Below are 23,358 nucleotides of genomic sequence, written 5' to 3' on the forward strand. Positions count from 1 at the left end.
CCTCTGAAGTATATCGTCAGTGTAACTTCAGTCGCGGTTTTACAACATGGTTAAGTTTGTCCACCATTAACAACAAAAACATCTTCCACCAGCCGTGTAAGGCTCTCTGGTGCATACGATATAAACTGGCGTACGCCCAACGCGCTAAAGTGCCTTCAAGCGACATTGACAGACTTTTACTTTGCATTAAATTACCCACCGCCGAAAAACGACTCAGTGAGACGAGTGAACCCCGGTCTTTATATTTGAAGGCTTTTGCCGGTTTGTTGCGGTACTCACGTACAATATTCTGATACAAACATTCAGCCATCTGATGTGCGGACTGGGCCCTTGGTGGTACCCAACGTTCATCATCTATGCGGCAACCCGCACAGTCACCAATAGCATAAATGCTTTCGTCAGATACTGACTGGAGATACTCATTTACCTCAATTTGATTGTTTTTGCGAACTTTCAGGCCCCATTCACTGACAAAATCGGGAGCCCGGACACCAGCTGCCCAAACCATTAAATTGGCGTTGATATTCTCTCCTTCAGACAACACCAGAGTGTTTTCTTTTACTTCAGTAACCGGGTTACCCAATATGACTTCGACACCTAACGATTTCAGTTTCTTCTCTACCGATGCTGACAAACGCTCAGGTAACGCAGGCAGTAATCGTTTACCGGCTTCGACCAAACGAACTTCAAAATGCTTTTGATCAAGGAAAGAAAGACCATAAATAGACAACAATGACACTGAGTGAATGAGTTCAGCAGCCAGCTCAACTCCGGTCGCCCCGCCGCCCACAATAGCCAGTGACAATTTCGTATTTTCGCCGTCTTCGATCGACTGGTTTACTCGTAAAAATTCATTTAATAAATGTTCATGGAACTCATCGGCCTGACGTAATGAGTCCAGAAAGTAGCAATGTTCGCTAACTCCGGGGGTTCCAAAATCTGCGGTAACACTGCCAATGGAAAGAATTAATCTATCGTATTGAATACTGCGCGGCGCCAACACTTCATTACCCTGCTCATCTTTTATTGCCGCTAATTGAATAGACTTTTCGTTTTTATTCACAGCCTCTAAAGTGCCAACCAGAAACTGAAAACCCTCGCGGGCACTTTGTCCGCGATAATCCAATTCAGCCAGCCGCGAGTCCAGAGCACCTGAGGCAACTTCGTGCAACAACGGCTTCCACAAGTGGGTACTGTTTCTGTCAATTAGCATTATCTTTGCTTTCTTCTTGCGACCCAGCTTTCTTCCCAGCATAGTAGCCAATTCTAATCCGCCTGCACCGCCACCAACTATTACAATCCGTTCTTGCATTTGTGCCTCGCCTATCTGCAGATAATAAAAAAGCCACTGACGATGATAACGCCAGTGGCTTTAGATAACGACTGTTCAGTCGAAATTATTTCAGTATGACTTAGTCAATACTAGGATTCGTTAGTCCGCGACGCTCAAGTAAGGCTTCAACAGTTGGCTCCTGACCACGCCAGTCGATGTACTGTTGCATAGGATCTTTACTGCTGCCTTTGGACAGAATTTCTTTACGGAAAGCCTGGCCATTTTCAAGGCTCAAACCACCGTTATTGCCCATGTGTTTAAACGCATCGGCTGCCAGAACTTCACTCCACATGTAAGCGTAGTAACCTGCTGAGTAGCCGCCAGCAAATACGTGAGCAAAGTAAGTTGAACGGTAGCGTGGTGGTACAGCTTCAATCGCTACACCGTTTTTCTCCAGCGCGTCCTGCTCAAACTTCTCAACGTCGCTAATTTCTGTACCCGGCTCCACTGTATGATACTCAAGATCCAGTAACGCAGCGGAAATATACTCTAAAGTATCAAAGCCCTGGTTAAAGTTACGTGCATCCAGTACTTTTTGCAGTAACTCGTCAGGAATCTGTTCACCCGTTTCGTAATGCTTTGCATAATTTGCAATAACTTTCGGGTTCAGCGTCCAGTCTTCCTGGAAAGTTGAAGGGAACTCAACGTAGTCACGCGGCACAGACGTACCTGCCTGAGATGGATACTTCACGTCAGAGAACATGCCGTGCAACGCATGGCCCATTTCATGGAACATGGTTGAAACTTCATCAAAGCTTAACAAGGTTGGTTCACCCTCAGGCGCTTTAGTGATGTTCATGTTATTCAAAATAACCGGCTTCTGGTTCATCAATTCAGACTGAGTACGGAACGAGCTCATCCAGGCTCCACCGCGTTTGCTGTCGCGAGCATAATAGTCCGCATAGAACAAACCTAAACTTGAGCCGTCTACGTCTTTCACTTCATAAACAACAACATCATCCTGATAAACAGGGATATCGTTACGCTCTTCAAAAGTGATGCCAAACAGTTGGTTCATTGCATAGAACACGCCGTCTTCCAGAACACGATTAAATTCGAAGTATTTTTTCACTTCGTCAGAGTCAATCGCGTATTTTTCTTCGCGAACTTTCTCTGCGTAGTAGAACCAGTCCCACGGTTTCAGTTCATGCTGTTCGCCTTCAGCCTTAATCATCGCACGAATCTCTTCGGCTTCGCTTTCAACGTTGCTTACAACTGCAGGAACCAGATCACGCAACATTTTTTGAGCGGCTTCTGGATTACCGGCCATGTTTTCTTCAAGAACGTAATCACCCCAGGTGTCATAACCTAATAGATTCGCCTTTTCTGCACGCAACTGAGTTAGCTTTGCAACCATTGGGCGAGTATCGGTTTCGGTATTCCCTGTGCCACGGTTTGAGGACGCTTCCCAAATGCGCTGACGCAATTCGCGGTTTTCAAGATCCGTCAAAATAGACTGACGTGTTGTGTTAGTTAAAGTAATGGCGTATTTACCCGGCATATCACGGCTTTCAGCCGCACTCGCCAAGCTACTGATTTGACTATCACTTAAGCCGGCTAATTCTTCTTTAGAATCAACGACAATCACGTTTTCCTTGGTCAACTTCATTAAGCTGTTGCGAAATTCTGTGGTCAGGCTGGAAAGTTGCGAATTAACATCGCGAATCTGTTGTTGCTCATCTTCATTTAGTTCAGCACCAGCACGGACAAAACCTTTGTAGGTGTCTTCTAATAAACGTTCTGACGCAGTATCCAGCTCTAATTCGTCGCGTTTGTCATGAAGTGACTTAATTCGGGCAAACAATTTAGCGTTCAGACGAATATTATCGCTATGAGCCGCTAACTTAGGAGCTAACTTACCCTGCAACTCGCGAATTTGTTCATTACTATTGGACGATGACAGGTTGTAGAAAACTGATGAAACACGGCCAAGGATCGCACCCGATTTTTCCATCGCTACAATGGTATTCTCAAATGTTGGCTCTGCTGAGTTATTTGCAATGGCTTCAATTTCAGCCATGTGCTCTTCCATACCCTTTTCAAACGCAGGCTCAAAATGTTTGAACTCAATGGCATCGAAGTCAGGTGCCTGATACAGCAGAGGACTGGGTTTGTAGAATGGGTTGGTTTCTTTTGCTTGTTGACTGCTGTCTTTAGAAGCTTCAGTTGAAGCCGTTTTGTTCTCAGTTGTCGATGAGTCATTTGCATCACTGCAAGCTCCCAACGATACTGCCGCACTCACAGCTACAGCCAGTAAAGTTTTCCGCATGGGTATCTCCCGTTGTCTATGTTTATCATTGTGATTTTGGTGACAATACTCTAGCCCTGTGGAGGCTCAGGCTCAAGAGCTAAACGGCAAAAAGCATGATCTTCGGGGTAAAACTTAAGATGGATAAAAAATACAACAAACGAAAGAAAATAAAAAAGATAATTAATTTAGATTTTACAGGGGGGATTACTAAGAGAGAGAATAATGGCGGAGTGGACGGGACTCGAACCCGCGACCTCCGGCGTGACAGGCCGGCATTCTAACCAACTGAACTACCACTCCGCAAAAATTCTTTGAGGCGTACTAAATGGCGGAGTGGACGGGACTCGAACCCGCGACCTCCGGCGTGACAGGCCGGCATTCTAACCAACTGAACTACCACTCCGCATTAGTACTACACGTTGAAGTCTCCCTCAACGCGGCGTGCATATTACGAGTGAGGGGCAAATGAGTCAACACTTTTTTTAAAGATTTTAACCGACTGTCTGATTTATATTCAGATCTGTGCTTTTTTAACCACAAAGGTCACTTTTTACCACTTTTCTCTGGTTTTTCAGCTTCCGCTTCATCGCTCTCAACGGCAACTTTTTTCCGACGAAACTTAAACCACCACAGCCCAACTAAAGCTAACGCAATGAGAACAATATTAACAACAACAATAATGATCAGATTGGTCATCGCCTGTTTTTGCTTGGCCTCGCGTTCTAGTCTTGCCTGTTCACGTTGACGCTCAAGCTCTATTTGCTGTCGTTCAGCCAGCTCTGCGGCTGTCGGTTCAGGTGGAGGCGGTTCCTTTGCAATAAAACTAAAGTCATCAATTCTGGCTTCAAACTCACGCCCCCCGACACTAGTGGCAAAAATATCTAAGTCTATAAGGTGTTTACCAAAAGCCAGGTTGGCAATTTCGACACTGTGCGGAAAACCCTCTATCTGGCTGACCGTAAATTTACGAACCTCTCCGTTAGGGAAGCTGGTTTCACCATTAATCACCAGGCTCTGTGGATCTATCCAGTCTTCATTAACACGAACGACTAATTGATGATTATCGTCCACAGACTCTGACTGAATAACATTAAATTCAACTGGTAACGGCTTAACCTCAACAGGGCCTGATTCAAACACTCGTTGGTACAGAGGGGTGGTCATTTCATAAGTGGCCATCCACTCACCTGGTACAACATCCAGATTAAAGAAACCGGTAAATATACCATCACCCGCTCTTTCGTCATGCCCTCGCCCGTCGTCTTCAAATTGTGCCACACGTGACGGATTCGAGCCGAAGTTATCAAAGTCTGAGTTATTGGTACTGACAAATAGAACATCCAGCAAAACGGTCTGACGAAAACGTGAAGTTTTAACCACTTCGTCGCCATTATAGAGTTTTCCTTCTACTTTCAGCTCTTCGTTCTGGAATAATGGACTAGGTAAAGGCTCAGCTTCAAAGCGAATATCAGAAATAACTAAGGCTTTATTTTCTTCATCGATGCGACCAGCCGCCTGCCAGGGACCAGGCTGAGGTTCTTTTATCCGGATAATGTCAAAGTTAGGATCGGTATACCAAGTTACTTTTTCCGCTGGATAACGAGTATCGTACCACTTGCTCCCATCAGGCTTGATGAGAATCAGGGGCTTGCTACCCGGCTCGCGGAAAAATAATAGAGTAATCTCTTCAACGTTCTCGTCTATGCGGAAACTTTGCCCTTTAATTGGCAATTTATTAGTAAGATCGCCTTCAATAAGGCTCATCGCACGCTTTTCAACTTCCTCTTTCGAGTCAGAGTCAACCGTGCTAAAACTCTGTACCGCGTAGGCTGATGAGCTACTTATTAAAACCAATAATACTGCTAAGAGTCTTGCCACAGACAATGTCCACCTTCTTCTTTGACTCGCGCCAAACGCTCCTGATGTAATGCTTCTTCATCGGCCGTTGCCCGTAAAACCTTTAATGCGGGACGATTGGTTATTCGTTGATGTTCCACTTTTTGTGAGCCACCCTGATTGTCTTTTCCGTGGCTGGCCAGGTTTAATGCCGTTTGCCCACCAGTCATCATCAAATAGACGTCAGCAAGAATCTCGGCATCCAGTAAGGCACCGTGCAGTTCACGCGCAGAGTTATCAACGTCGTAGGCGCGGCATAGTGCATCCAAACTGTTTCTTTGCCCCGGGCGCATTTCACGGGCAAGCTGCAAGGTATCGAGTACCGAGCAAAAATCATTGGTCAGGCCAACCGCCGGGCGAATACGACTAAATTCAGCATCCATAAAGCCCACGTCAAATGGCGCATTATGAATAACTAACTGAGAGCCTTTAATAAATTCAATGAAATCTTGCACCACCTGAGCGAATACGGGCTTGTCGGTTAAAAAGTCATTGGTTATACCGTGAACTTCAATTGCTTCCTGCTCGACCACCCGCTCCGGATTAATGTAAACATGAAAATGATTACCGGTTAATTTGCGATTAATAAGCTCCACACAGCCTATTTCAATAATTCTGTGTCCCTTTGCAGGGTCAATTCCGGTAGTTTCTGTATCTAATACGACCTGACGCATGGTGAAATCCTGATATACTCGCTGGAAACAGAGGATATAGTAGCAAGTAACATGTCGAACTCAAAAACTGTTCATTTATATACTGATGGTTCTTGTCTGGGAAACCCGGGGCCGGGTGGCTATGGCGCTGTACTGGAATATGGAAAACATCACAAAGAATTAAGTCAGGGCTATCGTCTGACCACCAATAACCGCATGGAGATGCTGGCTACTATCGCTGGCCTGCGAGAGTTAAAGCGCTCCTGTCATGTCATTCTGACTACCGACAGCCAGTATGTGAAACAAGGTGTCGAGCAGTGGATGCATCGCTGGAAGCAAAACGGCTGGCGTACTTCTGCTCGTAAAGCGGTTAAAAATAAAGACTTATGGCAACAACTGGACGAAGAAGTTAACCGTCATAAAGTTGAATGGAAATGGATTAAAGGCCATTCCGGGCATAAACAAAATGAGCGTTGTGATGAACTGGCCCGCGACGCCGCAACGCGCGAGCCTATGCTTGAAGATGAAGGATTTGGGGGCGAGTAAATTACTCGCCGGCAACTACCGGCAGTTTATTTTCCTGCCAGGCACTCATGCCGCCATCTACGCTATAGACATTATCCAGCCCCATGCGTTGCAAGCTCTCTGCCGCCAGAGCTGAGCGACCACCGGTTCGACAAATAAGGTACAAAGGCTTTTCGGCGATGCGTTCCAGAGCATTGTCATATCCAGCCACATCAGGGTGCTGATTTAGCTGCATTTCCAACACACCACGGGGCATGTTCACCGCTTGTCGAATGTGCCCCTGTCCATATTCAGCCGGTTCTCTTACATCAATAACGCGCGCGCCCTGCTCTATGGCCTTTTGTAGTTCTTCGGTGTTTACTTCTTTGACGTTCGATTTCGCTTTTCCACATAACTCTTGTGCTGTAATCATAATTTACCTCTTATTTGTTTATTCGACTTTGAAAACTGTTTCGTCGTCATTGCTGTTGCTGCCTGTCTTCCATTAACCGCAAGCTGCTTTCTTTGAGCTGACGGTTTTAATCTGTTAATCAGAGTTTGTTTGCGTGCCACTATGAAATAAGCTGCACGCAGCCCTGGGACCAGGTTGCTCAGCTTCGTTGACCAGTCACTTCCCCGGTGCTCGCTATGATGCAGGAAATTGGAAACATAAAATTCAGATTCCAGAACTTCGAACCCCAGCAGCTCCAGCCAGTCTTTAACTCGTACTGGCGTAAAGTACCTTCCACACCATGGGAAACTCTTTTTATGGCGAATGAAAAAGCCACTGGCCACCGCCGGACTGTAGGGATTAAACCCTGTAAGTATTAATACACCATCGTCGTCCAGGACTCGCGTTGCCTCTCTAAGTAGCTGGTGCGGATGCCGACAAAATTCAAGGACAAAAGGAGCAACTAGGTTATCGACACTGTCTTCCTTCAAAGCCAGCTCCGTTAATTTGCTGCGAACCGCTACGTCACTACCTGTGCCGACAGTCAGCCACTGAGCTCCATTTTTAATACACTCGTTAAGCCCCGGACTCAAAGAGCCTATAGCCACGGTTTTTCCTGGTTTCAACCGTCGCTGATGAGCGCGAATTAACTCAGCCGTCTGTTCCATCATGTAGTGCCCGCAGGCCATTTGCTGCCAGTCCCCGGGAGCCGCTAAATCAATTTTCGAATATGCTGGTTTAATTAACACGGCTAATTCCTGTATTATGAACTTATCTTCAACTTACTCGCTGGGTTTCTCATCCTAGCGTTATAGGGGTTAACATGCGAGTGCACGCTATTGAAGCTTTCGACGACAACTACATATGGGCAATTGAAACCAACGATAAAGACAAGGTTATTATTGTAGACCCCGGCGAAGCCCAACCCGTTCAACAATGGTTGGAACAAAATAGTAAAAGTATTGAGACTATTTTAGTCACTCATCACCATTACGACCACACTGGTGGCATAGCTGAATTAATAGAACAGAGCCCGTGTCCGGTCATCGGTCCGGAAAACCCAGAGATAAAAACGCTCACCAAGACAGTTACAGAAGGCGATGAGCTGACCGTTGGAGGTATTCAGTGGCAGGTATTAACCACTCCGGGACACACACTGGACCACATCAGTTTTTATACTCCCGGCTTTTTGTTTTGCGGTGACACACTGTTTTCCGGTGGCTGTGGCCGTATGTTTGAAGGTACGCCAGAACAATTCACGCAGTCGTTATTAAAGCTGCGTAAGCTGCCGGGCGAAACTCGAGTCTTCTGTGCCCACGAATATACTCAGGCGAATGTAAATTTCGCATTGAAAGTTGAGCCAGAGAACGCTGTGCTGCAAAGTTACGCTGAAAAGGTCAGAATGTTACGTGAACAAGAGCAAATAACTCTGCCAAGCACGCTGCAACTAGAGTTAGCCATTAATCCTTTTCTCCGGTTTGACCAAAAAAGTGTTATTGCAGCAGCAAATAAGCATGCAGAAAGTGTAAAAAATAGCCCCGAGGATGTTTTTTATACAATTAGACAGTGGAAAGATAATGCGTGATTCTTTAAACTCCTCAAGATTTTAATAATTATCGGAAGTAGATTACGCATGATAAACAGCAAGCAAAAGAACGTATGGTTAAAGTATTGTATGGTGGCCAGTGGTTTGGCATTAAGCGGCTGCCAGAGCACAATGCTGTTTAGTAATAATGAACCGGTAAATACAAAAAACGAAACTACAGAGCTTAAACTGACGGTCATTCCGGAAGAAGTGATCAGTCGGCACGCCGAAGAAGAAATCAAAATCAGCGAACCTGTAAAGCTTACCCCGCAAGAGCAGGAAGATTTATGGGTGCGTATTCGCCAGCAATTGAGCTTTCATGTGCCTGATGTACCCAGAGTGCAAAGCCAGCGCAACTGGTATGCCAGCCACCCGGAGTATTTAGACCGCGTTGCTAAACGCGCTGAACCTTACCTGCATCTCATTGTTGAAGAGCTGGAAAAACGTGATATGCCAGTAGATCTGGCTTTATTGCCGATAGTCGAAAGTGCTTTCGACCCGTTTGCTTATTCGCACGGCAGTGCCTCTGGTGTCTGGCAGTTTATTCCGGGTACCGCGCGTCAATATGGTTTGGATATCAACTGGTGGTACGATGGTCGTCGCGATGTTTTTGCCGCAACACACGCTGCACTCGATTATTTACAGGCACTTCATCGATACTTCGACGGTGACTGGATGCACGCACTGGCAGCCTATAATTCAGGTGAAGGCCGAGTTGCCGCTGCAATTCGCAAGAATGAGCGTCTGAACAAACCAACTGACTTCTGGAATCTGTCGCTACCTCGCGAAACTCGCGCATACGTGCCCAAGCTATTAGCTTTAGCAGAAATATTAGCCAACAGTGAAGAGTATGGTGTGGCATGGTACCCGATCGAAAATCAGCCAAAGCTTGAGGTTGTTGAGACACCAGCACAAATCGACTTAGCATTAGCTGCTGATATGGCTGATATGCCTCTGGATTTACTGCACCAGTATAACTCTGGTTATAACCGCTGGGCAACGGCGCCGAACGGCCCACATCGTTTACTTCTGCCTAATCAAAATGCGGATAAATTTAAACAGGCTTTGGATAAAACAGAGCCAAAAGACTGGCTGAGCTGGACCCGCCACGAGGTTAAATCGGGTGAGAGCCTGCTCGTTATTTCCAAAAAATACAATACGTCTGTTGACGTGATACAGCAGGTTAATGACATCAGCAGTGATATCATCCGCGCAGGCGATCATTTGCTAGTGCCAGTTGCCACACTCGATATCGACAATTACACGTTATCGCAAGATCAGCGCCGTGAAGACCGTCAAGATCAGAAACGTTCAGGTAAACGTATTGAACACGTTGTTCAGTCTGGCGATACGCTCTGGGATCTCAGTCGCGCTTATCAGGTAAACCTTCGTGACTTGGCTCGCTGGAACTCAATGGCTCCGGGGGATTATTTAAGGCCAGGACAAGAACTCGTGGTTTGGACGGAAGCCGAGCCTTCTTCGACGATACAAAGCAGTATTAACAGTATCATGCGTAATATAAGATACCGTGTGCGTAGCGGTGACTCATTAGCCAGGATTGCTGATAAATTTAATGTCACCATTCGTCAAATTGAACAATGGAACAACATTCAACGCAATCGTTATCTACAACCCGGACAAATGCTTAAGTTAAAAGTAGATGTTACCGAGGTAAGTAGTTGAGGCAACCTATGAATAGCGTAAAATACTTTTTTTTCTTTGCAGCGCTACTATTTAGCGCTCAGACTTTAGCTGACTGGAAAGCCGAAGGTAGTGGTAAAGTCATTTATCCATCAGGCCGTACGGAACCTTTAACCTTTGGTTTTGAGTATAAAAAGGTTTATGACACCATTATTTTTACTGCCGGAAAGTCGCAAATGCGTACGTCCGAAATGCCGCCAAATTACATTCTTAATCTGTTTGTAAATAAGCAGGGACAGGTTTATGTCGCAGAGTTTGCTAATGGTTTCTTCAAAGGTTTCGAGCTCAATATTGGTGATCACAAAGTCAGCATGAATCACCGGCAAGAGTTTGATGAAGATGAACCACTGAGTCATCTGCGAGTGCAGATTGATGACCGTAGCTATCTGCTGGAAACCACACACCCGACTATCCGGTTCGAGTTTGATGAAGAAAAAGGCATTGTCGATATCAATGGCTCAGGCCTTCTGAAAGACCTGAGCGTTAAAGGACGTTAGTCGCTGAGCAGCTCAGCTAACGCATTCTCATCTAATATATCAAGCCCGAGGGACTGGGCTTTGGTCAGTTTTGAGCCGGCATTTTCTCCGGCAACCAGCGCGGTTGTCTTTTTAGAAACACTAGAAGCAACTTTCGCCCCTAAGGCTTCTAAAGCAGACTTCGCCTCGTCACGAGTCATAGTCGACAAAGTACCGGTAATAACATAGGTATTGCCCGATAAGCGGTCACTTTGCACGGAGCTTGCCTCCTCACCCTCAGGCCAGGAAATAAACTCACGCAATTCCGCAACCACCTGCTGGTTATGGGCTTCATGGAAAAAAGCCACAATATGCTTAGCGACAACAGCACCGACATCCGGAACTTCCTGTAGCTGTTCACTTTCAGCAGCAATTAAAGCATCCAGGTTTTTGAAGTGGTTCGCCAGCGCGTTTGCCGTCGCTTCCCCGACTTCCCGAATACCTAATGCATAAATAAAACGGGCTAAAGTTGTTTCCTGTGTCGCTTTAATGGCATTTCGAAGATTTTCTGCAGATTTAGCGCCCATTCTCGGCAAAGTTGCCAATTCAGCTTTGGACAGACGATAAAGATCGGCCGGCGATTTTATCCAGTCCCGCTCTACCAGTTGCTCGACAATTTTATCGCCTAGTCCATCAATATCCATGGCTTTGCGGGAAGCAAAATGTTTAATCGCTTCCTTTCGCTGAGCCGCGCAATACAGACCACCGGTACAGCGGGCAACGGCTTCGCCTTCAACGCGTTCAATATCGGATTGACAAATCGGGCAATGCTGAGGAAATTCAATTGCCTTCGTGTTTTCAGGACGTTTATCTTTTATGACGCTGACCACTTGCGGAATAACGTCACCCGCGCGGCGAATACTGACACAGTCGCCGATACGCACACCCAGTCGTTCAATTTCATCCGCATTATGCAAAGTCGCATTAGATACTGTAACGCCGCCCACATTAACCGGCTCTAAGCGCGCAACCGGCGTTATCGCGCCGGTACGGCCAACCTGGAAGTCAACTCCGGTAATGGTCGTCAGTTGTTCCTGCGCGGGAAACTTACGTGCAATAGCCCAGCGCGGCGCACGTGCGACAAAGCCTAAGTCTTGTTGCAAGCGAATAGAATCCACTTTAAAAACTACGCCATCAATATCGTAATTTAAGGTATCCCGGCGGGCCAAAATAGCTTCGTAGTAATCGTCGCAACCCTGCACCGAGTCTACCGTCTTTATTTCAATATTCACCGGCAGTCCCCAGTCTTTCAACTGTAACAAACGCTGGTGATGACTGTCGGGAAGTTGTGTGGTTTCTGATATTAACCCAAGACTATAAGCATAAAAGTGCAAAGGACGTTTTGCGGTAATTCTGGAGTCTAACTGGCGTAAACTGCCTGCCGCCGCATTTCGGGGGTTAGCAAAGACCTTTTCTTCGCGCTGCCGGGCCTGCTCATTAAAGCGCTCAAAAGCTCCCAATGGCATAACCACTTCACCCCGTACTTCCAGTCGCTCAGGAACATCGCCAGAGAGCTTTAGCGGCACATTGCGTATGGTCTTAACGTTCTCGGTAATATCTTCACCGCTTTGTCCATCGCCACGGGTTGCGCCACGCACTAACAGGCCATTTTCATAGAGTAAACTGACCGCAGCGCCATCAAGCTTAGGCTCACAACAAAAAGTCACAGTTTGATTGGTATCCAGCCGCTGTTCAACGCGCTTGCTAAAAGCTTCAAACTCATCGACAGAAAAAGCGTTATCCAGTGACAACATCGGAACTTCGTGTTCAACACTTCTAAATTGACCTAAGGGTTTACCACCCACTTTCATAGTCGGAGACTGGGCACTTTTTAAATCCGGGTGTTCAGTTTCCAGAGTTTTCAGTTCCCGAAAAAGACGATCATATTCAGCGTCCGGCACTGATGGTTCGTCATTCTCATAATATTCCTGGTTGTAACGATTAAGTAATTGCTCCAGCTCTTGCATGCGCTGGTGAACAGACTGATTCATAGTGACCTGTAATTAAGCTGAGTGTTTACGTTCAAATTCACGAATACGCTGGCGTGCTTCGTGAATAGACTGGCGGGTCAATAATTGGCGCTGGCCATCCAAAACCTGCCCCTGAGGAATTTCGGTAGCGAGCTTTTTAGCCGCATTCAACATCATATTAAAGGCCTGCTGACCGTCAAATTTCATAGGTAAGGCCATAAAAAACGCGACGCCTTCGGTTTCAAAGTTTTCCATGTTATCCAGGTCAAACGTGCCGGGGTTGAACATGTTGGCGACACTAAAAATCATGGGGCCGGTGCCTGCGGTGTTTTCATAGCGGTGGAAAATACCCAGTTCGCCAAATTTACAGCCCAGCTCGGTCATCATTTGCAACAACACTGCGCCCTGTACCGGCCCTTTAACATGTAACGCAATAACTTCTTCCGGAGCTGATTCAAAATCATCAGTCGTATCTGCACTGACTTCTGTTTCAGTTTCAGGTTCAGGTTCTTGCTCAAGCTCCTGCTCCGACTCTTGCAAAGAGCTCTGTTCGGCGGCACTTTTATAAGAGTCATCAGGCTCTGAAGGAACATCCCCATCAAACTTAAGCTCAGTTTGCTCTACTTCAACCGTTTCATCATTGCTGACACGCATAGACGGTAATGAGTCAGACATATCGTCATCATTGCTAAGGTCCATCGACATTTGCTCGACAGCCTCCGCATCATTGTCCTGTGTTCTCACATTACTGTGCGACGATGTTTTTGCTTTTGGTTCAACGGCTTGGTCATGGTTAAAGCCGTCATCTGAAGTCTCTTTCTTTAAAATCCGAACTTCGCCAATGCCGTCGTCATCAAAACCGGACGATTGCTGCTGACGATTTTCTGCAACCCGTTGTTCACGCTGCCGTTGTTGCTGGTTACCTTTACGTATCTTCCATACGCCATGCGCAACAATACCTGCGATTGCCAAGATCCCAAGAATACTGAGGGTTATTTGTAAACTGCCCATTTTTGCTCCATCAAGCTTATTTTGTTATCCGGCGTCTGTCATCGCCACAGCCTGTTCAACATCAACCGCTACCAATCTCGAAACGCCCGCTTCCTGCATTGTTACCCCTGCCAGATGGGTAGCCATTTCCATTGCCACTTTATTGTGACTTATATAAATAAATTGCACCGATTCCGACATTTCACTCACCAGACGGCAGAACCGTCCTACGTTGGCATCATCTAATGGCGCATCAACCTCATCTAACAGGCAAAAAGGTGCCGGATTCAAGCGAAATATCGCGAATACCAATGATAATGCGGTCAGTGCCTTTTCTCCACCGCTAAGCAAATGAATTGTACTGTTTTTCTTGCCCGGTGGCCTTGCCATGATGGTAACCCCGGTTTCCAGTAAGTCATCATCGGTAAGTTCCAGAGTGGCACTGCCACCACCAAAAACTTTCGGAAACAGAATTTGTAAATCATGGTTTATCGCATCAAAAGTGGTTTTAAACCGATGTCGCGTTTCCTTATCAATCTTACGAATCGCCGCTTCTAAAGTGTCTAGCGCCGATGATAGATCATCCACTTGCTGGTCGAGGTACTGTTTACGTTCTCTTTGCGCTTCGGCTTCATCAATTGCCGCCAGGTTAATAGCGCCTAAGCGTTTTATTTTATTTTGTATTGACTCCAGCTCTTGCTGCCACTGCTTTTCATCAGCGTCGGAAGAGAGTTCTTCCAGTATATTTTTCAATGTAAGGCCTGTTTCAGCCAGCGTTTCCAGCACAGCCTGACTACGTTCCTGCAATTTAGCCTGCTCAATTTCAGTACTCTGCATAGCCTCTTTGGCCTGGCTTATTTTGACCTGAATTGCAGATTGTCCTTGAGTTATTTGCTGCAAGTCGTGCTCTAACCGCGACAATTGCTGACGTTGTTCCTGCAATTGTTCTGAAACTTCACCACGCTTATCCAGCAATTCGGTTAACTGATCATCAAGAGCACTCTGATTTTCATCTGTCTCGTTAGTCTGTTGCTCACTGCGTTCCTGCCGAAGTTGCTGGTAACGTTGTTCACTGCGCTGCAGTAATTTCTGTAACTGTGCAGCCTGAGCCTGTAAATTCTGCTGTTGCATTGTCATCTGCTGCTGTTGGCTACGCAGTTGCTGTAACTGTTCATCTTCGGCACGCACTGTAGACTCCAGTTGCTCACCGTAGTCTTCATCAACCTGCTCCGTTTGCTCCAGTAACAACTCATACTCTTCCAACTGCATTTCGATTTGCTGTTGCTGCTCAGCGGCGTTTTCCGCATGCAATCGTTGCTCTTGCTGCTTATCTCGCAGACTCATTAACTGCTGCTGTATTTGCTCGGCCTGCTGTAAGTTCCACTGCAGCCGCTCTTCAACTTTCCCCTGCTCGTTACGGGTCTGTTGAACCTGCTCATTAACCTGCTCCAGCTGCTCTTGCGCCTGTTCAACCTGCGTCTGAGTTTGCTCCAGCTGCGTTTCACTTTCAGACAACCTGGAAGCCAGCACTTGCAGTTGTTCTAGTAAATTTTGGCGCTGTGTCTGCAAATGAAGAACACTGTTATCTTCGTCAACTCGAGCCGCGATAAAACCGTCCTGCCAATACCAATTGCCGGTTTTTGATACCGCAAAACTGGCATTGCTTTGTTGTAATTGCTGCTTCGCATCAGCATCCTGTTCAATCGCCAGACACTGCTGCAACGGCGCCCAATAACGTAACGGACCTTTAACCTTACTGGCCAGAGACCAGTTTTCAGGCTCTTGTCCACTCACAGGCCACACCAGCTTCACCCCAGAAACCGCTTTCAATTCTTCCGGAGTTTGTTCCAGAACCACGGCATCCAGCCAGTCGTAAGCCAACTGCTCAACCGCCATTTCCCAGCCACTTTCAGCCTGCAGTAACTCCCTCACTTTCAAGCTGTCTGGATAGTTTTGCTGTAACCATTTTTCACTGCGGCTATCGTTATTTTGCTTCCCTTCCAACAGTTGCTCAATGGCTGTTAACTGAGCCTGAGCTTTATCTTGTTGCTGCTGATTCTGTCGGTGCTGTTGCTGCTGTTCTTTAAACCCTTGCTGCAGAGCCTGCAGTTGCTGCTTACTGTGCTGATACCGAGTTTCTTCCTGCTCCAGCTGACGTTTTAGTTCGACCAGAGCCTGTTCGTTCTCGTCAACAGATAATGCTTGTTCCTGTTGCTGCAACTCTTGTTGCTGGCTGTGAAATTGCTCCACTTGTTGCAACGCATATTGTTGGCTCTGTTTCAGCTGCTGCAGTTTAAGTTGCGCCTGCTGTTGCTGTTTTTCGACATCGCGTTGCTGCTGTTGCTGCTGTCGTTGTTGTTGCTGCCACTGACGCCATTTCTCATTAGCTTGCTGAGACTGTTCAGCCACGCTTTCCATCTGTTCCTCAACCTGCTCCAGTTGTGGCTCCAGCATCAGCTGCTGTTCTTCCAATTGTTCTCTTTGCAGGCGATCATCCGCCAACTGCTCATTAAGCTGATCTATTTCTTCATTTAACTGCTGTTGCCGCTGGCTGCGCTGCTCTTTTAGTTCTTGCTGATGTTTCAAAGTTTGTTCAATACGGGTAATTTCATTGCCCACTGAAAACATTTGTTCCTGCGACAGCTCTACTCTGTCGCGCGCTTCTTCAGCCTGCTCTTTCAGTTCAATAGCGCCCCGTTCATCACCACTTTGCTGTGCCTGCCAGCGTTCAAGCTCGGTTTGTTGTTCGGCGTATTGTGTCTGCAACTGCTGTCGTTGATTATCCAGTTTTAGCCAGCGTAGGGCCTGCAGTTCACCTTTAAATTTACGCTCACTGGCTTTCAACTCCTTGTAACGAATGGCAGCCGCGGCCTGACGCTCCAGCTTCTCCAACTGTTGACCCAGCTCTTCGCGAACGTCACTCAAGCGCTCCAGGTTCTCGCGCGTATGCAGCATCCGGTTTTCAGTTTCTTTGCGACGTTCTTTGTATTTTGAAATGCCTGCGGCTTCTTCAATAAACACCCGCAGTTCCTGCGGACGTGATTCAATCAGGCGGGAAATCATGCCCTGCTCAATAATGGCGTAGCTGCGCGGACCCAGCCCGGTTCCCAGAAATAAATCGGTAATATCACGGCGACGACAACGACTGCCGTTCAAAAAGTAATTAGACTGGCCGTCACGGGTCACCAGGCGCTTAACCGAAATTTCATTGAATGCCGCGTACTCGCCCTGAATACGTCCCGAACTGTTATCAAAAACCAGTTCGACACTGGCCTGAGAGACCGGCTTACGGGCACTGGAGCCATTAAAAATCACGTCGCTCATGGCATCGCCACGCAAGTTTTTTGCTGAACTTTCACCCAGCACCCAGCGCACGGCATCAATCACATTGGATTTGCCACAGCCGTTCGGACCGACGACGCAGGTCATTTGGTCAGGAAAGGGAACTTTGGTTGGATCCACAAAGGATTTGAAGCCAACTAATTTGATGTGTTTTAGGCGCATTCAGTTGTTTTTATTATCAATTTAATACGACGGTTTATTATCACAAGACTCTAGCAGATCCGGTAGCCATTTGTAACAATTTAGCCCGCACATTGCCATTGTATTGCCTTATTATACTAAGCAAATTAAAACCTCTGGAGTTTTCATGCAAAAAGCAGCCTACAGCAACTCGGGATTAGCTTACATAGGACGCGGTTTAGAACTTATCCGAACCAAAGGTCTGCGTCGCTATGTTGTGGTGCCTATTCTGACCAACCTTATCCTGTTCTCACTTGCTTTCACCTGGCTGTATGGCGAAGTCGACTATTGGCTGAACCGCTTTATGAGCTGGCTGCCCGACTTTTTCCAATGGCTGGAGTTTATTTTATGGCCACTGGCGGTTATTACCATTATTGCGCTCTTCTCGTTTATTTTTAGTACCATCATGCATTTAATTGCAGCCCCTTTTAACGGACTTCTGGCGGAAAAAGTGGAACGCTATGAAAGCGGCGAGAGCTTAGGAGACGAGGGATTCTTAGGTTTGTTTAAAGACATTCCAAGGACTTTAAAACGGGAAATGCAGAAACTCATGTATTACATTCCCCGAGCACTTGGCTTTTTTCTGTTATCGCTCGTTATTCCGGTAATTGGACAGGTCCTTTGGTATATCTTTGTCTGCTGGATGATGTCGATACAATACTTAGATTACCCGTTCGATAATCACAAACTGTCGTTTCCGCGTATGCGGTCTGAATTACACCAACAGCGCAGTAAAACACTAGGGTTTGGATTCGGGGTAACCGTGCTGACTATGATACCGCTGATTAACCTGATTATTATGCCGCTGGCGGTTTGTGGAGCAACCTCACTGTGGGTTGATCATTATCGTCGCAGTGCATTAAGTTGATAAAAGTAAGCGACTGAGCATTGGCTCAGTCGTTTTTCTTATCAGCATCGTCAGATTCAATACCTTCCTGACCTGTTTCATCGGAGTCGAGGTAATCCGGGTTTAATCGCTTATTCGTTTGAACTCCCATCTGGCGGAACTTATCGACCCGACCAATAAGGTTACCGCGCCCGGTACTCAGCTTCTTCATAGCTTCCTGATAACGGTTATCCAGAGTTTGTAAGCCGTTACCAATTTTCTCTAAGTCTTCGACAAAGCCCACAAACTTGTCGTACAAACGTGCCGCATCGGTCGCTATTTTCTCGGCGTTCTGATTCTGATACTCATACTGCCAGATGTTATGCACCGTGCGCAGCGCAACCAGTAGGTTAGTCGGGCTTACCAACATAATTTGGTTGTCCAGCGCCAGCCGGATAAGCTCCGGGTCACGATCAACAGCCAGCAAAAATGCCGGCTCAATCGGAATAAACATCAATACATAATCCAGCGTACGCAACCCTTCCAGTTGATGGTAGCTCTTTTTACCCAACTGTTTTATGTGTTGCTTCAGCGACTGAACGTGCTCATTTAACGCCCGTTCACGTTCTGTATCGTCATCAGAGTTGAAGTACCGCTCGTAGGCCGACAAACTGACTTTCGAGTCGATAATCACGTCTTTTTTATTCGGCAAATGCACAATCACATCCGGCTTGAACGACTTACCGTCTTCATCGCGGTGATGCTCCTGTGTCTGATACTCGTGCCCTTCACGTAACCCGGACTGCTCCAGAATACGCTCCAGTACCACTTCGCCCCAGTTACCTTGCTGCTTGGTGTCACCTTTTAATGCCCGGGTTAAGGCTTCAGCTTCAGACGCCATTTGGCGATTTAAGTCCTTAAGCGACATCACTTCATTTTTAAGTGCCGAGCGCTCTTTGGTCTCATCGGTATACTGCTGAGTAATTTGCTTTTTAAACGCATCAATTTGCTGTTTGAACGGCTCTAATGTTGCCTGCAACGACTGCTGATGATGTTGCTGCAGCCCTTTGGACTTCTCATCAAAAATACGGTTGGCTAAATTTTCAAACTGCTGGGTCAGCCGTTCTTCGCTAACCTTCAGTAGGTTCAGCTTTTCTTCTGCGGTTTTCTGCTCATGCTCAGATCTAGCCAGAGTTTCACGCAGACGGCTGTCTTTTTCATAGACTTCGAGCTGAAGTTCATCGACGCGCTCACGAAGAATATCCGCGTCTTGCTCCAGTGCCGCATTTTGTTGTTCTGCCTGTAAACGCAAACGGCGCTGCTGTTGCCAAAGCAACAACAACGCCGTAATGACAGTCACAACCGGCACTCCAATTATTGCCATCCATTGCCACAGTGCCAGCGACATCATTAAGCTCCTAATTTTTCATTGAGGTCAGCAATTTTCGCTTTCCAGATAGCAGGCCCTTGGGTATGCGCGTTTTGACCGTCGCTATCCACAGCAACAGTGACCGGCATGTCTTCCACTTCAAACTCATAAATGGCTTCCATACCTAAGTCTTCAAAGGCAACAACCCGGGATTTTTTAATGGCTTTAGCGACCAAATACGCGGCACCACCCACGGCCATCAGGTAAACCGCTTTGTGCTTACGAATACTTTCCACAGCTTCAGGGCCACGCTCTGCTTTGCCTACCATACCAATAATACCGGCTTCTTCGAGCATCTGATCAGTGAATTTATCCATACGCGTAGAGGTTGTAGGACCTGCCGGACCAACAACTTCATCACCCACAGGATCTACCGGCCCTACGTAGTAAATAAAGCGGTTGTTGAAATCAACTGGCAGCTCTTCACCGTTATCCAGCATACCTTTAATGCGTTTGTGCGCCGCATCACGACCGGTCAGCAACTTACCGGACAAGAGCACGGTTTCACCCATTTTCCAGTCCTGAATGTCTTCTTTGGTCACTTCATCCAGGTTCACACGGCGGGCATCATCACCCAGTTCAAAAGTCACATCCGGCCAATCTTCCAGTTTCGGCGGGGTTAAATCTGCTGCTCCGCTGCCGTCTAACGTAAAGTGAACGTGACGGGTGGCTGCACAGTTCGGAATTAAAGTGACAGGCTTAGAGGCTGCGTGGGTTGGTAGTGACTTAATCTTCACATCCAGCACCGTTGTTAAACCTCCCAAACCCTGAGCACCAATACCTAATGCGTTAACGCGGTTCAAAATTTCTAAACGCAGCTCTTCTTCGGCATTCTGCGGGCCGCGCTCAATAAGCTCATGGATATCGACAGACTCCATTAAAGATTCTTTTGCCAATACCGCAGACTTTTCCGCTGTACCACCAATACCTATACCCAGCATACCCGGCGGACACCAGCCAGCGCCCATCTTCGGCAAGGTTTCAACAACCCAATCGGCAATCGAATCGCTGGGGTTTAACATGGCCATTTTCGATTTATTCTCAGAACCACCACCTTTAGCGGCAATCATCACTTCAATTTCATTGCCCGCCACCATATCAATATGCACCACAGCTGGCGTGTTATCGCCAGTGTTTTTACGAGCGCCCGCCGGGTCAGCCACAATAGAAGCACGCAGTGGGTTGTCCGGGTTGTTGTAGGCTCGACGAGTACCTTCATCCACCATTTGCTGAACGGTCAGGTCGGTTTTATCCCATTGCACGCCCATGCCCACTTTCACAAAGCAGGTGACAATACCGGTGTCCTGGCAAATTGGACGGTGCCCTTGCGCAGACATACGCGAGTTAGTCAGCACCTGAGCAATGGCGTTTTTCGCCGCTTCGTTCTCTTCACGCTGGTATGCCTCGTCCAGTGCTTTAATAAAGTCCAGTGGGTGATAATAAGAAATGTACTGCAACGCATCGGCAATACTGTCAATAAAATCGGCCTGACGAATGGTGGTCATGGAACTGCCTCTTGGTTAACTTTTGCGTGGCGCTATAATAGCGTTTTCGCTAACAACTGACCAGTGCCACTGACCGGCGAATATTTGCTGTGATAGTATATTGGTAATGAATAACCAGCCTGAATTGCGAGCATGATGTGAGTGTTTTCCCGGATCTCTGTGCGATAAAACTTGATTGCGAAGCCTCAGCTATTGAGTTATTTCAGCGTTGTCAGCATGAAAGCTACGCTCTATTACTGGACTCTGCCGCGCAAAGCCACCAGAACTGTGCCTACGATATTATCTTCCGACAGCCAGAACTGATTTTAAACTGCAAAGCAGGCAAGTTAAATGTATCAACAGACGCTCCTTTAGAACTACCGCCAGCCCCCGAAGACGCAGCCGAGCTTTGCCGTTATGCCGGGCAATTGAATCAGTTATCAGGTCATTATTCGGGGCCTGCTGAACTGCCTTTTCAGGGCGGGTTTGCCGGGGCTGTCGGCTATGACCATGGCCGTTCGCTGGAAGTCATACCTGAGTTTAATGCAGACATCTATCAGTCTCCCGATGCAGTACTGGCCTACTACAGCCAGGCGTTGATTATCGATAGGCAGAGCAACGCGATCTGGTTAGTTGCACCAATAGAAGGGTCAGAAGAGCTTCGAGAATTCTGGGAACAGCCAGTAGCAACAAAAAAGCCCGACGCTTTTCAATTGCTAAGCGACTGGCAAAGCAATATGAGCGAGCAGCAGTACACCGAGAAATTTAAGGCCGTGCAAAACTATCTGCTGGCCGGAGATGCCTACCAAATTAATTTAGCGCAACGGTATTCAGCCCGTTATCAAGGCAGTGAATGGTCCGCTTACCTTAAATTACGACAAGCGAATTCAGCACCGTTTTCTGCCTTTATGCGCCTTCCCGGCAGCGCTATTCTGAGCCTGTCGCCGGAACGCTTTCTGCTAACCGACGCCAAGGGACTGGTAGAAACAAAACCCATTAAAGGCACGCGTCCGCGGTTTGAAAATTCGCTTAAAGATCAGGCTAGTCAGCAGGCTCTGTTAACCTCAGAAAAGGACCGCGCAGAAAACCTGATGATTGTGGATTTGCTGCGTAATGACCTCAGTAAAAACTGTAAGCCGGGCAGCATCAAAACGCCAAGCCTGTTTGCCATAGAGAGTTTTCCGGCGGTTCACCACCTGGTATCGACAGTTATTGGCAAACTGCAACCCGACCGTACCGCATTAAGTTTGTTTAACGGCGCTTTCCCGGGCGGTTCTATTACTGGCGCACCGAAAATTCGGGCCATGCAAATTATTGAAGAGCTGGAGCCCCATCGCCGTAGTATCTACTGTGGCAGTATGGGCTACTTTTCTCAGCACGGTCGTAGCGACACCAGCATAACCATTCGTACACTGCTCGCCGAAAATGATCACTTATATTGCTGGGCCGGTGGCGGTCTGGTCGCGGACTCGACAGCAGCAGATGAATACCAGGAAACCAAAGACAAAGTGTCACGCATACTGCCGGTGTTAACTTCATGACAATCAATACTCGCGCAGACTTTATTCGTCGATTTAGCCTTTATCCTTCGCCGCCGGTTGAGCGCAGAATTGATGAGCCTTTGCGCAAACGTTTGCGCCCCGCGGCGGTGTTAATCCCAATTATTGAGCGTCCGCATGGGTTGTCGTTAATACTTACCCGGCGCTCCAGCAAATTGCGCAAGCATGCGGGTCAAATCAGCTTCCCCGGAGGCCGCTTTGACGAAACTGATAGCGATTTACTGGACACGGCTCTGCGGGAAACTGAAGAGGAGATTGGCCTGCCCCGCAGTCAAGTCGAAGTCATAGGACGTTTACACGACTACCCTGTCTTATCGTATTTTATGATCCGACCTTACGTGGCTTTTGTCTCGCCACAACAGCCCTTGGTTGCCGAGGAAAGTGAAGTCGCTGAGATTTTTGAAGTACCGCTGGCTGATATTCTCGATCATGGGAACCATTACGTTTACCGTATTCGAAAGTTTATCTACGACCGAGTGTATTTCATCCCCTGGCAACATCGCAATATTTGGGGCGCAACCGCCGGTATTTTACGTGAGTTATCAGAGCAACTGCAGCCCGACGGCAAAAATCACTTCAGACCACTGAACTGACCACTTATTTTTGCTTAAAACTTGATTCCCCCCACATGAATCGTGCGACAATACTATAATAAACAGAATACGCATGCGCGACAGGTAAGGATAAAT

The 23,358-nt window shown here is 47.2% G+C and carries 18 protein-coding genes and 2 tRNA genes; 7 read left to right on the top strand and 13 right to left on the bottom strand.

Features of this window, described 5'->3' with window-relative positions:
- Window positions 1-16: 16 nt before the first annotated feature.
- The 6 genes from IL_RS08635 to dnaQ all read right to left on the bottom strand — a co-directional run bounded on the left by IL_RS08635 (window position 17) and on the right by dnaQ (window position 6,154).
- Window positions 17-1,312, bottom strand: coding sequence for an NAD(P)/FAD-dependent oxidoreductase (locus tag IL_RS08635; RefSeq protein WP_011234926.1), 1,296 nt, complete (start codon window positions 1,310-1,312; stop codon window positions 17-19).
- A gap of 100 nt (window positions 1,313-1,412) precedes the next feature.
- Entirely contained in the window at window positions 1,413-3,602 is a 2,190-nt protein-coding gene (locus tag IL_RS08640; RefSeq protein ID WP_011234927.1) for a M3 family metallopeptidase, read from the bottom strand.
- A gap of 205 nt (window positions 3,603-3,807) precedes the next feature.
- A tRNA-Asp gene (locus tag IL_RS08645) sits at window positions 3,808-3,884 on the bottom strand.
- A gap of 26 nt (window positions 3,885-3,910) precedes the next feature.
- Window positions 3,911-3,987: transfer RNA gene (locus IL_RS08650), tRNA-Asp, on the bottom strand.
- A gap of 140 nt (window positions 3,988-4,127) precedes the next feature.
- The gene (locus IL_RS08655) at window positions 4,128-5,462 is read right to left on the bottom strand and encodes a TIGR03503 family protein (RefSeq protein ID WP_016341366.1); all 1,335 of its coding nucleotides are present in this window, start codon (window positions 5,460-5,462) and stop codon (window positions 4,128-4,130) included.
- Window positions 5,447-6,154, bottom strand: a complete 708-nt coding sequence (gene dnaQ / locus IL_RS08660) for a DNA polymerase III subunit epsilon (RefSeq protein WP_011234929.1) — start codon at window positions 6,152-6,154, stop codon at window positions 5,447-5,449. Before dnaQ ends, IL_RS08655 begins: the two co-directional genes overlap by 16 nt.
- A 51-nt stretch (window positions 6,155-6,205) precedes the next feature.
- On the opposite strand from dnaQ, the gene rnhA reads away from it, so the two are divergent.
- Window positions 6,206-6,679 (top strand): ribonuclease HI, encoded by a 474-nt coding sequence (rnhA, locus tag IL_RS08665; protein ID WP_011234930.1) that lies wholly within the window; start codon window positions 6,206-6,208, stop codon window positions 6,677-6,679.
- A 1-nt stretch (window position 6,680) separates the two neighbouring features.
- On the opposite strand, the gene IL_RS08670 is transcribed toward rnhA, so the two are convergent.
- Both IL_RS08670 and IL_RS08675 read right to left on the bottom strand, forming a co-directional pair.
- On the bottom strand, window positions 6,681-7,070 hold the full coding sequence (locus IL_RS08670) for a rhodanese-like domain-containing protein (RefSeq protein WP_011234931.1): 390 nt from the start codon (window positions 7,068-7,070) through the stop codon (window positions 6,681-6,683).
- On the bottom strand, window positions 7,067-7,837 hold the full coding sequence (locus tag IL_RS08675) for a class I SAM-dependent methyltransferase (protein ID WP_011234932.1): 771 nt from the start codon (window positions 7,835-7,837) through the stop codon (window positions 7,067-7,069). The genes IL_RS08670 and IL_RS08675 overlap by 4 nt, the downstream gene beginning before the upstream one ends.
- A 74-nt stretch (window positions 7,838-7,911) precedes the next feature.
- Between IL_RS08675 and gloB the strand changes: the two genes are divergently transcribed.
- From gloB to IL_RS08690, 3 genes are read left to right on the top strand one after another with little or no spacing between them, the layout of a single operon-like run.
- Window positions 7,912-8,673: a hydroxyacylglutathione hydrolase gene (gene gloB, locus IL_RS08680; RefSeq protein WP_011234933.1), complete on the top strand. Its 762-nt coding sequence runs from the start codon at window positions 7,912-7,914 to the stop codon at window positions 8,671-8,673.
- Between the two features lie 48 nt (window positions 8,674-8,721).
- Window positions 8,722-10,356, top strand: coding sequence for a LysM peptidoglycan-binding domain-containing protein (locus IL_RS08685; RefSeq protein ID WP_011234934.1), 1,635 nt, complete (start codon window positions 8,722-8,724; stop codon window positions 10,354-10,356).
- Between the two features lie 8 nt (window positions 10,357-10,364).
- A complete protein-coding gene (locus tag IL_RS08690; RefSeq protein ID WP_011234935.1) occupies window positions 10,365-10,871 on the top strand; it encodes a hypothetical protein in 507 nt (168 codons plus the stop codon).
- Here IL_RS08690 and ligA read toward each other — a convergent pair.
- From ligA to smc, 3 genes are read right to left on the bottom strand one after another with little or no spacing between them, the layout of a single operon-like run.
- Window positions 10,868-12,880, bottom strand: a complete 2,013-nt coding sequence (ligA, locus tag IL_RS08695) for an NAD-dependent DNA ligase LigA (RefSeq protein WP_011234936.1) — start codon at window positions 12,878-12,880, stop codon at window positions 10,868-10,870. The genes IL_RS08690 and ligA overlap by 4 nt on opposite strands.
- A gap of 12 nt (window positions 12,881-12,892) precedes the next feature.
- Window positions 12,893-13,870 carry a cell division protein ZipA gene (gene zipA, locus IL_RS08700; protein WP_011234937.1) on the bottom strand — a complete coding sequence of 326 codons (978 nt, stop codon included), beginning with the start codon at window positions 13,868-13,870 and terminating at the stop codon, window positions 12,893-12,895.
- A 24-nt stretch (window positions 13,871-13,894) separates the two neighbouring features.
- Window positions 13,895-17,353, bottom strand: coding sequence for a chromosome segregation protein SMC (gene smc / locus IL_RS08705; RefSeq protein WP_011234938.1), 3,459 nt, complete (start codon window positions 17,351-17,353; stop codon window positions 13,895-13,897).
- Window positions 17,354-17,498: 145 nt separating this feature from the next.
- Between smc and cysZ the strand changes: the two genes are divergently transcribed.
- On the top strand, window positions 17,499-18,239 hold the full coding sequence (cysZ, locus tag IL_RS08710) for a sulfate transporter CysZ (RefSeq protein ID WP_011234939.1): 741 nt from the start codon (window positions 17,499-17,501) through the stop codon (window positions 18,237-18,239).
- A 25-nt stretch (window positions 18,240-18,264) separates the two neighbouring features.
- Here cysZ and rmuC read toward each other — a convergent pair whose 3' ends face one another.
- A complete protein-coding gene (gene rmuC, locus IL_RS08715) occupies window positions 18,265-19,608 on the bottom strand; it encodes a DNA recombination protein RmuC (protein ID WP_011234940.1) in 1,344 nt (447 codons plus the stop codon).
- Complete coding sequence (locus tag IL_RS08720; protein ID WP_011234941.1) at window positions 19,608-21,131, bottom strand: fumarate hydratase; 1,524 nt, start codon at window positions 21,129-21,131, stop codon at window positions 19,608-19,610. The genes rmuC and IL_RS08720 overlap by 1 nt, the downstream gene beginning before the upstream one ends.
- A gap of 137 nt (window positions 21,132-21,268) precedes the next feature.
- On the opposite strand from IL_RS08720, the gene pabB reads away from it, so the two are divergent.
- Window positions 21,269-22,651 (top strand): aminodeoxychorismate synthase component I, encoded by a 1,383-nt coding sequence (pabB, locus tag IL_RS08725; RefSeq protein ID WP_011234942.1) that lies wholly within the window; start codon window positions 21,269-21,271, stop codon window positions 22,649-22,651.
- Window positions 22,648-23,262 (top strand): CoA pyrophosphatase, encoded by a 615-nt coding sequence (locus IL_RS08730; RefSeq protein ID WP_011234943.1) that lies wholly within the window; start codon window positions 22,648-22,650, stop codon window positions 23,260-23,262. The genes pabB and IL_RS08730 overlap by 4 nt, the downstream gene beginning before the upstream one ends.
- The last annotated feature ends 96 nt before the right edge of the window (window positions 23,263-23,358 follow it).

This window comes from Idiomarina loihiensis L2TR (assembly GCF_000008465.1).
In the GTDB taxonomy this organism is placed as follows: Bacteria; Pseudomonadota; Gammaproteobacteria; order Enterobacterales; family Alteromonadaceae; genus Idiomarina; species Idiomarina loihiensis.

Bases quoted from the DNA above. Each gene is read 5' to 3' on its own strand.
- IL_RS08635 (WP_011234926.1), bottom strand. From the start codon at position 1,312: ATGCAAGAACGGATTGTAATAGTTGGTGGCGGTGCAGGCGGATTAGAA.
- IL_RS08640 (WP_011234927.1), bottom strand. From the start codon at position 3,602: ATGCGGAAAACTTTACTGGCTGTAGCTGTGAGTGCGGCAGTATCGTTG.
- dnaQ (WP_011234929.1), bottom strand. From the start codon at position 6,154: ATGCGTCAGGTCGTATTAGATACAGAAACTACCGGAATTGACCCTGCA.
- rnhA (WP_011234930.1), top strand. From the start codon at position 6,206: ATGTCGAACTCAAAAACTGTTCATTTATATACTGATGGTTCTTGTCTG.
- IL_RS08670 (WP_011234931.1), bottom strand. From the start codon at position 7,070: ATGATTACAGCACAAGAGTTATGTGGAAAAGCGAAATCGAACGTCAAA.
- gloB (WP_011234933.1), top strand. From the start codon at position 7,912: ATGCGAGTGCACGCTATTGAAGCTTTCGACGACAACTACATATGGGCA.
- IL_RS08685 (WP_011234934.1), top strand. From the start codon at position 8,722: ATGATAAACAGCAAGCAAAAGAACGTATGGTTAAAGTATTGTATGGTG.
- IL_RS08690 (WP_011234935.1), top strand. From the start codon at position 10,365: ATGAATAGCGTAAAATACTTTTTTTTCTTTGCAGCGCTACTATTTAGC.
- ligA (WP_011234936.1), bottom strand. From the start codon at position 12,880: ATGAATCAGTCTGTTCACCAGCGCATGCAAGAGCTGGAGCAATTACTT.
- zipA (WP_011234937.1), bottom strand. From the start codon at position 13,870: ATGGGCAGTTTACAAATAACCCTCAGTATTCTTGGGATCTTGGCAATC.
- smc (WP_011234938.1), bottom strand. From the start codon at position 17,353: ATGCGCCTAAAACACATCAAATTAGTTGGCTTCAAATCCTTTGTGGAT.
- cysZ (WP_011234939.1), top strand. From the start codon at position 17,499: ATGCAAAAAGCAGCCTACAGCAACTCGGGATTAGCTTACATAGGACGC.
- rmuC (WP_011234940.1), bottom strand. From the start codon at position 19,608: ATGATGTCGCTGGCACTGTGGCAATGGATGGCAATAATTGGAGTGCCG.
- IL_RS08720 (WP_011234941.1), bottom strand. From the start codon at position 21,131: ATGACCACCATTCGTCAGGCCGATTTTATTGACAGTATTGCCGATGCG.
- IL_RS08730 (WP_011234943.1), top strand. From the start codon at position 22,648: ATGACAATCAATACTCGCGCAGACTTTATTCGTCGATTTAGCCTTTAT.